11 protein-coding genes are annotated in these 13,524 nt (G+C 44.3%); 2 read left to right on the forward strand and 9 right to left on the reverse strand.

Annotated elements, in window-relative coordinates:
* Positions 1-26: 26 nt before the first annotated feature.
* From bamA to rpsB, 9 genes are all read right to left on the reverse strand, one after another.
* Positions 27-2,336, reverse strand: coding sequence for an outer membrane protein assembly factor BamA (gene bamA / locus ACYVGZ_RS14760; protein ID WP_460757239.1), 2,310 nt, complete (start codon positions 2,334-2,336; stop codon positions 27-29).
* Positions 2,337-2,346: 10 nt separating this feature from the next.
* Positions 2,347-3,693 carry an RIP metalloprotease RseP gene (gene rseP / locus ACYVGZ_RS14765; RefSeq protein WP_460757240.1) on the reverse strand — a complete coding sequence of 449 codons (1,347 nt, stop codon included), beginning with the start codon at positions 3,691-3,693 and terminating at the stop codon, positions 2,347-2,349.
* Positions 3,690-4,865: a 1-deoxy-D-xylulose-5-phosphate reductoisomerase gene (gene ispC, locus ACYVGZ_RS14770; RefSeq protein WP_460757243.1), complete on the reverse strand. Its 1,176-nt coding sequence runs from the start codon at positions 4,863-4,865 to the stop codon at positions 3,690-3,692. The genes rseP and ispC overlap by 4 nt, the downstream gene beginning before the upstream one ends.
* On the reverse strand, positions 4,865-5,665 hold the full coding sequence (locus ACYVGZ_RS14775) for a phosphatidate cytidylyltransferase (RefSeq protein WP_460757246.1): 801 nt from the start codon (positions 5,663-5,665) through the stop codon (positions 4,865-4,867). The genes ispC and ACYVGZ_RS14775 overlap by 1 nt, the downstream gene beginning before the upstream one ends.
* 3 nt (positions 5,666-5,668) lie before the next feature.
* Positions 5,669-6,400, reverse strand: a complete 732-nt coding sequence (gene uppS / locus ACYVGZ_RS14780) for a polyprenyl diphosphate synthase (RefSeq protein WP_460757249.1) — start codon at positions 6,398-6,400, stop codon at positions 5,669-5,671.
* Positions 6,401-6,463: 63 nt separating this feature from the next.
* Complete coding sequence (frr, locus tag ACYVGZ_RS14785) at positions 6,464-7,021, reverse strand: ribosome recycling factor (RefSeq protein ID WP_460757252.1); 558 nt, start codon at positions 7,019-7,021, stop codon at positions 6,464-6,466.
* Between the two features lie 7 nt (positions 7,022-7,028).
* Positions 7,029-7,751: a UMP kinase gene (gene pyrH / locus ACYVGZ_RS14790; protein ID WP_460757255.1), complete on the reverse strand. Its 723-nt coding sequence runs from the start codon at positions 7,749-7,751 to the stop codon at positions 7,029-7,031.
* 133 nt (positions 7,752-7,884) lie between these two features.
* Complete coding sequence (gene tsf, locus ACYVGZ_RS14795; protein ID WP_460757258.1) at positions 7,885-8,745, reverse strand: translation elongation factor Ts; 861 nt, start codon at positions 8,743-8,745, stop codon at positions 7,885-7,887.
* Between the two features lie 81 nt (positions 8,746-8,826).
* Entirely contained in the window at positions 8,827-9,576 is a 750-nt protein-coding gene (gene rpsB, locus ACYVGZ_RS14800; RefSeq protein ID WP_460757261.1) for a 30S ribosomal protein S2, read from the reverse strand.
* Positions 9,577-9,891: 315 nt separating this feature from the next.
* Here rpsB and map point away from each other — a divergent pair, with 315 nt between their 5' ends.
* Positions 9,892-10,749 (forward strand): type I methionyl aminopeptidase, encoded by an 858-nt coding sequence (gene map, locus ACYVGZ_RS14805; protein WP_460757263.1) that lies wholly within the window; start codon positions 9,892-9,894, stop codon positions 10,747-10,749.
* A gap of 76 nt (positions 10,750-10,825) precedes the next feature.
* Positions 10,826-13,519: a [protein-PII] uridylyltransferase gene (gene glnD, locus ACYVGZ_RS14810; RefSeq protein ID WP_460757265.1), complete on the forward strand. Its 2,694-nt coding sequence runs from the start codon at positions 10,826-10,828 to the stop codon at positions 13,517-13,519.
* Positions 13,520-13,524 lie beyond the last annotated feature (5 nt).

The following is a 13,524-nucleotide window of genomic DNA, read 5'->3' on the forward strand; positions in this document are numbered from 1 at the left end:
TTATATCCTTGTTTATAATAGTTTAATTAAAAAGTAGTACCTAACTGAAATTGGAAGAAATCAGTACTGTCGCCTTCTTTATCATTAATCGGTCGAGCGAAATTAAAGGACAGAGGAGCAACAGGCGTGATCCAAGTCCAGCTTAGTCCAACGCTGTAACGAATCTCACCTAAATCCACACCTTCCTCACAATTTTCATTCCCGGTGAAACAGTGGTCTGTAAAGACGTTACCAGCATCTAAGAACAATGAGGTTCGAACAGAGTTATGATCTTCCACCATGGGTAATGGGAAGATTAATTCTGCGGTTCCTGTAATCAGTATATTACCACCAAGAGCAGAAGTGTCTGTATCATCATCGTCATATGAATTCTGCGGCCCTAACGAAGAAGATTCAAACCCTCTTACACTTTGCGAACCACCAGCAAAGTAGTTTTCAAAGAAAGGTAAAGCATCTGTGTCGCCATAGCCAGTGCCATAGCCTAAACGGGTCTTCAAGCGGAATAGCCATAAATTAGAATTACGAATATTCCAATAACGTTGAGAGGTTAATCCTAATTTTGCATATTGCTGATCACCTGCAGGGGTAGCGACCTGTAAGCTAGCACTTGTTGAATAACCATTGGTTGGCAAGATACCACCAATTAAATCGTTATCACTCCAAGTTAATGATGCAATAATGTCATCATAATTATTGCCATTCGTCTCAACATAATCGCTGGTTTCATTAGAAGGGTCATAGCCAAGATTTACCGTAGTTTCTTTTACTGTAACGCCAAAGGTTAATCGTTGGGTACTCGAAATTGGGTAGCCATAAGATAAGCCTACACCGATGCGATCAAGGTCGTAATCTTCCACATCATCGTCGTCATGGTTACTGGTTTGGTAAAAAGCCTGCACACCACGACTTACCCCGTCTACCGTGAAATAGGGGTTGTCATAAGAAATGGAGTAATCTTCTGAGGAATCTGAACGCGAAGCATTGAAAGAAAGCTTATTACCTGTCCCTAAGAAGTTTCGCTTGGACACACCAAAACCTAAAACCGTGCCGTCTTCTTGTGAATACCCTACACTAGCCTGAATACTGCCTGAAGCCTGTTCTTGTACAACCACATCTAGATCTACTTGATCGGTTGTCCCTGGCACAGGGCGAGTTCGTAAATCAACACTGGCGAAGAAGCCTAAACGTTCTATACCACGTTTAGAGGCTTGAATATCTGAATGGCTCGCCAACGCCCCTTCAAACTGGGTCATTTCACGACGCAACACTTCATCTTGGGTTTCGCTGTTACCACTAAAATTAATACGGCGCACATAGACCTTAGGACCAGGGGCAATCTGATAACTTAGGTCCACACTAAGATCGTCGTGCTTATTTGGAATAACATTAACGTTAGCAAATAGGTATCCGCTGTCACCTAGCTCGGTAGAGACATTCTCAATGATCTCGGTCACCTGACTGCGAGAAAAGACATCCCCTGCTTTTTGGTCAATATGTTGCCAAATTCTATCTTCTGTTATCGGTAAACTACCACTCAACGATACATCATTTATGTGGTATACCTCTCCTTCATCGACATTAATAACAACATATACATTTTCTTTGTTAGGCGACAAGCTCACCTGACTAGAAACGACATTAAAATCAAGATAACCGCGATCCAGATAAAAGCTTCTTAACTTTCCGATATCCCCGTCAATTTTCGCTTTAGCATATTCATCAGCTGAACTAAATGGATTCCAGGACCCTGTTCCTGACTCAAAGTCTTTAGTAAGCTCTTCATCAGGGAAACTGTTATTACCCACTATATTGATATGGACAATTTTAGCCGTTTCACCTTCATCAATATCCAAGGTAATGGCCACTCGATTACGAGGCATTTCTTCAAGTTGCAAATTGACCTTCGCACTATAACGGCCAAGGGCAAAGTATTGACGCTGCAACTCTTGCTCTATTTGGTTTAATGTCTGGGGCTGATAAATTTCCCCTTGCTCAAGTCCAGAAAGCTTCAAGCCTCGTTCTAGATCCTCTGTACTAATCAAATCATTACCTTCAATGGTTAGTAAACCAATTGAAGGGCGCTCAGTCACATCAAAAATGAGTAAGTCATTGTCTTCATAGACATCAACGTTACTAAAGTAGCCTGTTTCAAACAGACCATTAATGGCTTGATAGACGTTGCCAGAGTCATACTCTTGCCCCTGTTGAAAACCAATAATATCGAAAGCTCGCTCTGATGGCATTTGCACCAAGCCATCAATACGTACATCTTTTACATTTTCTGCCAAACATTGCGCACTTACCAAAGCAACCAACAGCGCTGAAACAAACTTCACATATACCTCTCTACAAGCGGGCAATATCGTTAAATATGGCGATAGCCATTAAAGCAAACAATAACGAAGCACCAATTCGGTAAGCCAACCCCTGCACTTTTTCAGAAACAGGTTTACGGCGCACCGCTTCAATACCAAAAAATAATAAATGCCCACCATCTAACATTGGAATGGGCAATAAATTCAGCACACCAAGGCTCACACTTAAATAAGCCATAAATTTCAAAAACGGCTGCACCCCAGACTCCGCAGAAGCACTGGCCACTTTCGCAATAGTAATAGGCCCAGACAGGTTATCAACAGAGATAAAACCTTGAACCATTTTTACAACAGAGGATACAGTTAATGAAACCATCCGCCAGGTTTGATTTATACCATAAACAACAGACTCAATTAGGCCGTAGTTGCGTTCTCTAACCAGGCTTTCGTCCCACTGAGGAGGAACCACAGCCAAACCAGCATACCCGATTTCCCTACCATCACGTTCCGTAACCAGGGGAACAAGCAATAACTCCCTTTCTGAGCCTTCTCTTAGCACCCTAACAGACAAAGTCTGTTGAGGACTTTGTTGCACGCGAGCAACCACTTCTGACCAGTTCCTCACGACCTTAGAGTCAATAGCGAGAACGGTATCCCCAGCTAAAAAGCCTGCTTTTGCAGCCGCTCCATTCTCCACCACTCTGGCAATCACAGGAACCAGCTCAGGTTGCCATGGGGAAATACCAAAAGCTTGAATTAAATTACTCGGCTCTTGCCCAACTAACCAACGCTCTAGCTGTACGTCGTCCTCTATCAAACCACTGACATTAGAAGCCTGATAACGAACATTAATAGCTTCACTTTTTCCAATCAAGCTCGCTAACACTAAATTTACATCTTCCCATGAATAAACTTTCTCTCCGTCAATGGAAACCAGCTCATCGCCAGCTTGAATCTGTGTTTGAGATATTGGAGAGTGGTCAAGGATTTGGCCAACTTTAGGTGCAAGAGACTGAATTCCCATCAGTGCAACAATTGCATAAATAGCAATCGCGAGAAGGAAATTGGCCAAGGGCCCAGCCGCCACAATCGCAATACGTTGCCAAACAGTCTTATTGTTGAAGGCTTGAGGCTTTAACGCCTCAGGTACCTCTGCTTCACGCTCGTCCAACATACGGACATAGCCACCTAGAGGAATAAGAGCAAGAGTAAACTCTGTTCCAGCTTTATTGACATAACGGTAGATAGGCTTTCCGAAACCAACCGAAAAGCGCAGCACTTTAACGCCACAACGGCGTGCAATATAGTAATGACCAAACTCATGAAAAGTAATCAGAACACCTAAGGCTACGACGATAGAAAGAATACTCTGGATCACGACAAGTTCCCTTCCGCAATAATTGATTGAGCTAATTGACGCGCAGATTGATCCGCTTCGAAAACACGATCTAATGAGTCGACAGGTTGCACATCATGTAACGCCAAAACCTTAGCGTTAACAGTGGCAATTTGTAAGAAAGCAATTTCTTGCTTTAGAAAAGCAGCGACTGCCACTTCATTAGCAGCATTTAGAGCAGCCATTGCGGTACCACCAAGAGTCCAAGCTTGTGCAGCCAAAGCAAGGTTTGGAAAGCGTTGCAAATCTGGGGCTTCAAAATTCAGTTGCGACACCTTTACCAAATCTAAGGCAGGCACCTGAGTGGTGACTCGATCTGGCCATGTCATTCCATACGCAATGGGAATCTTCATATCTGGGTTACCCATTTGCGAGATAACAGAACCATCTACATACGACACCATAGAATGAATAATGCTTTCAGGATGAACAACGACCTCTACCTCATCAGGGGTAACATCAAATAACCAACAGGCTTCGATTAACTCTAACCCTTTATTCATTAATGAAGCGGAATCAATAGAAATTTTTTGGCCCATTGACCAATTGGGGTGCTGGCAAGCTTGCTCAGGAGTGACTGTTGCCATTTCTTCTAGTGACCAAGTACGAAATGGCCCACCTGAAGCCGTTAAGATCACTTTAGCAACATCGCGCTTATGGGCCCCTACTTCGTTTTGAGGCAGACTTTGGTAAATCGCATTGTGCTCACTGTCAATTGGCAACAAGCAGGCGTTATGGGCTTTCACCTCGTCCATAAAGAGTTTACCGGCTGTGACTAGCGATTCTTTATTCGCCAACAATATACGCTTACCAGCACGGATACCTGCCAGGGTCGGTCGCAATCCGGCAAACCCCATAATAGCGGCCATTAACTGGTCTACTTGTTCATCTGCGGCAATGCTATCAAGAGCCTCATCGCCCCACTCAAATGAAATGGGCAAATCACCACATAAAACTTGCAGCGCATGACTGGCTTGCTCTGAGCCCATAACCACTCGCTGAGGCCTAAATTGCTCACATATAGCGGCCATTTTCTCAACATTAGAATGAGCCGACGCACTTACCAGCGTGAATTTATCAGGATGCTGCGCAATGATGTCTAGGGTGCTTTGGCCTATGGAACCTGTTGCACCGAGAATACAAACTCCTTGCATTACAACCACCCAACTAGATTCATCATAAGTACAAATAATGGCGCTGCGGCTGTTAGGCTATCTACGCGATCCATGACACCGCCATGACCAGGAATCAGCTGACTGGAGTCTTTTACGCCTTCATGTCGTTTAAACAAGCTTTCTGTTAGATCACCCAATACAGAAACAGAGGCGGTCACAAGCGCAATAACAGCCAATATAGGCCACTGCACACTCACACTGGTTAGCGAAGCAAACAAGGCGACACCTAGCTGAGTTAAGACAATTCCGCCAATCACGCCTTCCCATGATTTACCAGGACTGACATGCTTCGCTAATTTTCTTTTGCCAAATAGTTTGCCTGCAAAATAAGCTCCGGAATCGGCCCCCCAGATCAGCCCCATCAGCAAGAGCACCCAAACAACAAAAAGATCCGATTGTCTAAGTACAGCCAATGCGGCCCATGTGGTCACTAGCACAGCGGCACCAAAAAACAAGCGCACTAAGGCATGTTGCCAAACCAGCAAACTTGGATATTGAGTTACCCAGTAAAGAGCAAGCAACCAAAGCAAAGGCGCAATGTACAAACTGATCGAAGCTATTCCTGTGTTTAATAACACCAAACAGGTGCCACCAATAACCATACCATAGAGACAACGCCCTAACTGCGACACGACACCAGCAAGACGAGCCCACTCCCATCCCGCAACCAACACCACAGCAACAATGGCCAATACAAAATTCAACTCATCCAAAACAAAAACAGCACAGATGAATAGTACAGCCATTACGATGGCACTTAGGATACGGGGTAGTAACATGATTTATCGTCCACCAAATCGTCGTTGACGAGACCAAAATTTTTGTAAAGCCTGATCAAAATGAGACTGATCAAAATCTGGCCATAACACAGGAAGAAATACAAATTCTGAGTAGGCTGTCTGCCACAACATAAAATTACTGATTCGCTCTTCACCTGAGGTTCGAATAAGTAAATCAGGCGAGGGGAGGTCAGCTAAACACATTTGCTCTGCGAGCAGGGTTTCATTTATGTCTTCCGCTTGAATTTCACCGAGAGCCACTTTTTGGGCCAATTTTTGAGCCGCTTGAGCTATGTCCCATCGACCGCCATAATTTGCCGCAATCACCAACACCATGCCAGAGTTATCTTTTGTGGCCTCTTCAACCTTGGCAATCTGTTGCTGCAAAGCGGGACTAAAACCACCGACATCGCCCATCACCTGCAAGCGTATACCATACTCACTTAGACGCTTTTGTTCTTTTTTTAAAGAGCGCATAAAGAGACTCATCAAGGCGTCAACTTCTACCTTGGGACGAGTCCAATTCTCGCTCGAAAACGCAAACAAGGTAAGCACTTTAACACCCGCCTTCGCGGCAGCCTCAACGGTTCTGCGCACCGCCCCTGCTCCCGCAGTGTGCCCAGCGATACTCGGTAGATGTTTTTTCTTAGCCCAGCGATTATTACCATCCATAATAATGGCAATATGAGCAGGCACAGGAAGTGTATCATCCCCTATAGATGCCAGATCAGACATAGTATTACCCTATAGAATAAAAAAAACGAGCCAGAGGGAGCCCCCTCTAACTCGTCTTCTTCATTAAATTTCCATTAAGTCTTTTTCTTTCGCAGCAAGACGCTCTTCTACTTGCGCAACAAACTTATCAGTTACTTTTTGCACTTGATCTTGACCACGACGTTCTTCGTCTTCAGAAATCTCTTTTTCTTTTACTAGGTCCTTTAAGTTGCCATTTGCATCACGGCGTATGTTACGAATAGCGATACGACCGTTTTCCGCTTCGCTTTTAGCTTGCTTGAAATAGTTACGGCGAGTCTCTTCTGTTAACGCAGGCATTGGAATGCGGATAAGGTTACCATTTGTAGCTGGATTCAAACCAAGATCTGACTTCATGATGGCTTTTTCGATTTCAGGAACAAGGTTACTCTCCCATGGAGAAACCCCTAGGGTACGGGCATCTTCTACCGTGATATTAGCAACCTGACTAAGCGGTGTATCAGAGCCGTAATAATTCACTTTTACTGAGTCCAAAATACTCGGGTGCGCTCGTCCGGTACGAATTTTTTTGAATGCTGATTCTACAGACGAAACCGCTTTACTCATGCGCTCTTCAGCGTCTTTTAAAATTTCGTTTATCATAATTTCCTCACTTAATCAGAGTGCCTTCATTACCACCTACCATGATATTCACCAAGGCGCCCGGCTTATTCATATTGAAAACTCGAATTGGCATATTGTGGTCACGGGTTAGACATATTGCAGTCAAGTCCATGACGCCTAACTGTTTTTCTAAAACTTCATCATAGCCTAATGTATCATATTTCACGGCTTCTGGGTCTTTCATTGGGTCGGCGGAGTAAACACCATCTACTTTTGTTGCTTTTAACACCACATCAGCATTTACCTCAATACCGCGCAAACATGCGGCAGAGTCTGTAGTGAAAAATGGGTTACCGGTTCCCGCAGAGAAGATCAACACATCACCTTCTTTCATGAGTCGCATGGCACGACGGCGGTCGTAAGGTTCAACAATGCCCGTCATAGTGATTGCAGACATCACTCGTGTTGCAATATTTGCACGCTCTAACGCATCGCGCATAGCCAAAGCATTCATTACGGTTGCCAACATTCCCATGTGATCTCCCGTTACACGATCCATACCCGCTTGACTTAGAGCCTGACCACGAAAGAGATTACCACCACCTATTACAATACCAACCTCTACACCAATACCGCGAAGCTGACCGATTTCAAGGGCAATACGGTTTAATACTTTTGGGTCAATACCAAAGGCTTCATCCCCCATTAGGGCTTCACCACTCAACTTTAGAAGTATACGTTTGTAATTTGGATTTTTTTCGTTGGACATATCAACCTCCGGCAATGGTTTCTTTATAAGAATACCTTATTTAAGACCACAGACTTAACTAAAGTAATTCGCATATCATAAAAAGGGGCAGTAAACTGCCCCTTTTATTTTTCGTACAACAAAGAGTTGGGGCTTAGCCTTTAAGCTGTGCCGCCACTTCTGCTGCGAAGTCTACATCTTCAACTTCAATACCTTCACCCACTTCCAAGCGAACGAATGAAGTAACTGTAGCACCAGCATCTTTCACAAGTTGACCCACTTTGATTTCTGGGTTCTTAACGAAAGGTTGCTCTAGCAAGCTGTTTTCTGCCAAGAATTTCTTGATACGACCAACAATCATCTTATCAACGATTTCAGCAGGCTTACCCGCCATATCTGGCTGCGCACGAATGATCTCTTCTTCTTTCGCTAGGATGTCTGCAGGCATGTCTTCGCCTTTAACAACGCGTGGAGCAACAGCTGTCACGTGCATAGAAACATCTTTAGCTAATTCTGCATCACCGCCTTCCAACTGAGAAAGCACAGCAATTTGACCATTACCGTGTAGGTAACCGCCAATCAGACCACCTTCAATGATCACAGCACGACGTGGCGTGATGTTTTCACCGATTTTTTGAACCAAAGCTTCACGCGCCTCACCGATTTCACCAGCAAGCAAAGTTTCCATGTTAGTTTCTTTTGTTTCGAAAACAACATCAGCAACTTTGTTTGCAAAAGCAACGAACCCTTCGTCACGAGAAGCAAAATCTGTTTCAGAGTTGACTTCAACCAATACGCCGTAAGATGCATCGTCAGCAACACGCATAACGATAGTACCTTCTGCTGCAGTACGACCTGCTTTTTTAGCAGCCTTCATACCACTTGATTTACGAAGCTCTTCGATTGCTACTTCGATATCAGCGTTAGCAGCGACAAGTGCTTTTTTACACTCCATCATGCCTAAGCCAGTACGCTCACGTAGCTCTTTTACTAATGCTGCAGATACTGCGGCCATGTCAATTCCTCTTTAATACAATGCAAATTTAAAAAAGGAGGCAACAACCTCCCTTTTGAAACCATGACACTTTACGTGCTATTACGCTTCAGTAGTCGTTTCTGCAGCAGCTTCGCTTACTTCAACGAATTCGTCAGCGCTTCCAGCTGTTTCCGCACGGCCTTCTAATACAGCATCTGCGAAAGCAGAAACGTACAATTGAACAGCGCGAATAGCATCGTCATTTGCTGGGATGATGTAATCGATACCATCTGGGTTACTGTTAGTATCAACGATACCGATAACAGGGATACCCAATTTGTTTGCTTCTTTGATAGCAATACGCTCGTGATCTACATCAACTACGAACAATACGTCAGGCAGACCACCCATGTCCTTGATACCACCCATAGAAAGCTCAAGTTTTTCAAGCTCACGAGTACGCATCAAAGCTTCTTTTTTAGTCAGCTTGTCGAAAGTACCATCCGTCATTTGTCCTTCAAGGTCACGCAGACGCTTGATTGAAGTACGGATTGTTTTGTAGTTAGTCAACATACCACCTAACCAACGGTGGTTTACGTAAGGCATACCAGAGCGAATAGCTTGCTCTTTGATTGTTTTAGACGCAGCACGCTTAGTACCAACAAACAACACCTTGTTTTTGTTTTCAGCCATTTTCTTAACAAGCTCTAGAGCTTCATTAAGAGCTGGAACAGTATGCTCAAGGTTGATGATATGAATCTTGTTACGAGCACCAAAGATGAATGGCTTCATTTTTGGGTTCCAGTAACGAGTTTGGTGACCAAAGTGTGAACCAACCTGTAATAGGTCGCGCATAGAAACTGTAGGCATTTTACTTTCCTTTCATTTGGGTTATTTAGCTTACCAACTCAAAGCATCAGTCAAACAAGGTTTAAAGCAACCAATGACACCCCAGACACTTCTTTTTTATGTGGCAAGATCGTTAGTTTTTAATAGATTGTCACTTGGCTAACAAGATCGTTATTCAAGCGGGCGTTTTATACCACATCCCACCCAAAACAAAAAGACTTCGCCGTCACATTCTGCACTTAGCTTCTGTTTTTTCACCTAAGGTGGCGATAATCGCAGCTAAGTCATGTAGAATAGCCACCAACATTGATAGCATTAAATTAAGACAGTTTTATTATGAGTAATGAAATCCTACAAAAAGTCGAAGAATTGACCAAAGACGGTCGTTTAACCTGCCCAGCAGCAACACCACGCAGCGCTGCGACACGCTTTACAGATATCAGCGACATTGAGGGCATGCGCACGGCAGGTAAGCTGGCTGCAGACGTTTTGGTTATGCTTGAGGAATTCGTTGTACCAGGTGTTACGACAGAGCAAATAGACATTATTGCCCACAACTACATTGTTGGGACCCAAGGCGCCATTCCAGCGCCCCTGAACTACCACGGCTTTCCAAAATCATGTTGTACATCCGTTAACGATGTCATTTGTCACGGCATTCCAAACGACAAAGCTCTGAAAAAAGGCGATGTGGTTAACATTGATATTACCATCATTAAAGATGGCTACTATGGGGATACCAGCAAAATGTTCTTTGCAGGCCAACCATTGCCTCACGCAGAGCGTCTCGCCAAAATCACTCAGGAAAGCCTATACCTTGCGATCGATATGGTAAAACCAGGCGCACGACTAGGCGACATTGGCGCAGCCATCGCAGCTTATGCTCATAAACACCACTACTCTGTTGTAGAAGAATACTGTGGCCACGGCATAGGGACCACATTTCACGGCGAGCCCCAAGTAGCCCACTATGGAAAACCCGGCACAGGCTATGTACTTGAAGAAGGTATGACATTTACCATAGAGCCAATGATCAATGCTGGTAAAAAATCGGTCAAACACACAGGGTTAGACAATTGGATAGCCAAAACTAAAGATGGTCGCTTGTCGGCACAATATGAACACACTCTTTTAGTCACAACAGAGGGTGTGGAAGTATTAACTCGACGCCCTGAAGAAACGCGCTTTGCCTAGCAAAGCGCCAATTAGGCTGACACAATAATCAGCACAACATGGTTACTTTTCCTTAGCATTTTCCGAGGCATTTGATATGGGTTTCCCTGCTTTTCCAGACGCTCCGCCGCTATTAACACCTGAAGAAATAAAAACACTGTCAGATCCTAATTGTCCTATCAGCTACTATAAACAGGTACTCAAGGAGACAACCGACGCCTATAACGACTTATTTCATTCTCTTTATCCTATAGAAAAACTCGTTAAAGGCCTTTCCATCGTTTATGACGAAGCCCTAAAGGCTGTTTGGATCGCCAAAGGCTTAGATCAAGAAGCACAGGTGAGCTTAATTGCGGTGGGAGGATACGGACGCGGAGAGCTACACCCTAAATCAGATATTGACTTACTCATCCTCAGTGCTGATAAATCAGACCTCCCAACCGAGAAACTCGAAGCTTTTATTACGTTTTTATGGGACATCAACCTAGATGTTGGACATAGCGTGCGCACCATTGCGGAATGCGCCTCACTCGCCGCCGATGACATCACGGTAATCACCAATCTAATAGAGTCTCGCACCTTGTTTGGGCCGGAGCAGATTTTAAACGAACTCAAAGCTCAAGTTGATGTGCAACACATGTGGGATGGCCACTCTTTTTTTCAAGCCAAGCTAGAAGAACAGAAGCAACGCCACAACAAATACCAGAACACCGCTTACAACCTTGAACCTAACCTCAAAGAGTGCCCAGGTGGATTGCGTGATATGCAGGTTATTGATTGGGTAGCAAAGCGCCACCTGGGCACTCACAGACTAAGCCAACTCATTGAAGAAAACTTCCTGTCAGAAGAAGAATACGTGCAGCTAAAAGGTGCAGTGGGTCACTTGTGGCGTATTCGATGGGCCTTACACACCATAGCGGGGCGCAAAGAAGATCGACTGCTATTTGACCACCAAAGAACCCTCGCGAAGCTCTTTGGCTTTGATGACCTAGATCTAAAGCGTAATGTTGAACGCTTTATGCAAGGCTACTACCAAAGTGTTGCTGCAATTCAGCAGCTCAATGACCTATTGCTTCAACATTTTGAAGAAGCTTTTCTTCCTACTAACGCAGAAGAGAATGTCTTCATAATTAACGAGCGCTTCCAAGTGTTTAATAGTCAATTGGAAGCACGAAGAGAAAACCTTTTTCAAGACACCCCTTCTTGCATGCTCGAACTCTACGTTCTGTTTGGACAGCACGAGAATATTCAGGGCATTCGCGCTAACACCATGCGCCAATTACGAGACAACCTAGACCTAATTGATGACGACTTCCGCCAAGACAAGACCAACACAGATCTATTCTTAGAAATAATCGCCAGCCGCTATCGACTTACCAGCATTTTACGCTCCATGAAACACCTTGGCTTACTTGGTCGCTATCTCCCCGAATTTGGCGCCATTATTGGCCAAATGCAGCACGATTTATTTCATATCTATACGGTTGATGCACACACTCTACAGTTAGTAGAAAACTTACGTAGCCTCAGGCTTCCGGAGGCAAGGCAGACATTTCCTATATCTTCACAGGCCATTCGCCACATACCTAATGTAGAACTACTCTACATTGCCGGTTTATATCATGATATTGCCAAAGGGCGTGGCGGAGATCACTCGGAACTTGGTTGCGTTGACGCACAAGCCTTTTGTGAGCAACATGGCTTATCAAAGAGAGACACTGACCTTATCGTTTGGCTAGTGCGCAACCACCTCTATATGTCGGTTACCGCACAACGCAAGGACATTTCGGACCCAGAAGTCATCTGGGAATTTGCCAGTTTTGTGAAAGATCAAGAGCACCTTGATTATTTGTTCATTCTTACCGTAGCAGACATCAATGCAACTAACCCCACCATGTGGAATAGTTGGCGCGCCTCTCTTATGCGCCAATTATATTTGGAAACCAAACGCGCCTTACGACGCGGCTTGGATGCGCCAATTGATGCTGAAATGCTGAGCGATGAGCACAAACAACGTGCACTCGAAATTCTAATTGAAAAAAACATAGATCTCGTCGTTGCCGAGCAGCTCTGGCAAACCATTGAAGACGAATATTTTATTCGCTCCACGGGCGATGAAATTGCTTGGAACACAGAAGCCATTTTGGCTCACGCACCTAGCGAAAAACCCCTTGTGGCCATCACCCCGCTCGGAGGTCGAAATTTTTCTGGCGCCAGTAAAGTCTTTATTTATACCAAGATAAACAGACACTTGTTCGCCGTTATTACGGCTATTTTTGAGCAGCTTGGTTTTACCATTTTAGACGCAAAAATCAGTGTCACTAACACGCATTACTCGCTAGACACTTTTGTGGTGATGGATAGCGACGAGAACAGCACAGATTTACACCTAGATCAAACTCGCATTAACCTCATCCGTGAAACTCTTACCGAACAACTTGATGCCCCTAACTCTTACGCCAGCGTTGTACAACGTCATACACCACGAATTTTAAAGATTTTCAACTCCCCGGCAACTGCCCACTTCGTTAGTCAGCCAGAAGAAGTGTGGTCTGCTTTAGAAGTAACCGCGCCTGACCGACCTGGCTTACTGGCACTCATTGGTCAATTTTTTATGAATCAAAATATTATGCTTCATAAAGCCAAGATCGCCACCATTGGCGAACGAGTTGAAGACACTTTTTATATTACCGAAGAAAATGGCGACCTAATCACTGACAGCGACCAAATGGATAGCATTTGTCAATTGCTTAAAGAAAAGATCGACCGCTTCTCTCAGTCTATGGAATAAACTAA

This window comes from Marinomonas epiphytica, assembly GCF_054780655.1.

Excerpts from the sequence above, each read along its gene's own strand:
- rpsB (WP_460757261.1), bottom strand. The coding sequence starts at position 9,576 with ATGCCTACAGTTTCTATGCGCGACCTATTACAGGTTGGTTCACACTTT.
- ACYVGZ_RS14775 (WP_460757246.1), bottom strand. The coding sequence starts at position 5,665 with ATGTTACTACCCCGTATCCTAAGTGCCATCGTAATGGCTGTACTATTC.
- frr (WP_460757252.1), bottom strand. The coding sequence starts at position 7,021 with ATGATAAACGAAATTTTAAAAGACGCTGAAGAGCGCATGAGTAAAGCG.
- map (WP_460757263.1), top strand. The coding sequence starts at position 9,892 with ATGAGTAATGAAATCCTACAAAAAGTCGAAGAATTGACCAAAGACGGT.
- pyrH (WP_460757255.1), bottom strand. The coding sequence starts at position 7,751 with ATGTCCAACGAAAAAAATCCAAATTACAAACGTATACTTCTAAAGTTG.
- uppS (WP_460757249.1), bottom strand. The coding sequence starts at position 6,400 with ATGTCTGATCTGGCATCTATAGGGGATGATACACTTCCTGTGCCTGCT.
- tsf (WP_460757258.1), bottom strand. The coding sequence starts at position 8,745 with ATGGCCGCAGTATCTGCAGCATTAGTAAAAGAGCTACGTGAGCGTACT.
- glnD (WP_460757265.1), top strand. The coding sequence starts at position 10,826 with ATGGGTTTCCCTGCTTTTCCAGACGCTCCGCCGCTATTAACACCTGAA.
- ispC (WP_460757243.1), bottom strand. The coding sequence starts at position 4,865 with ATGCAAGGAGTTTGTATTCTCGGTGCAACAGGTTCCATAGGCCAAAGC.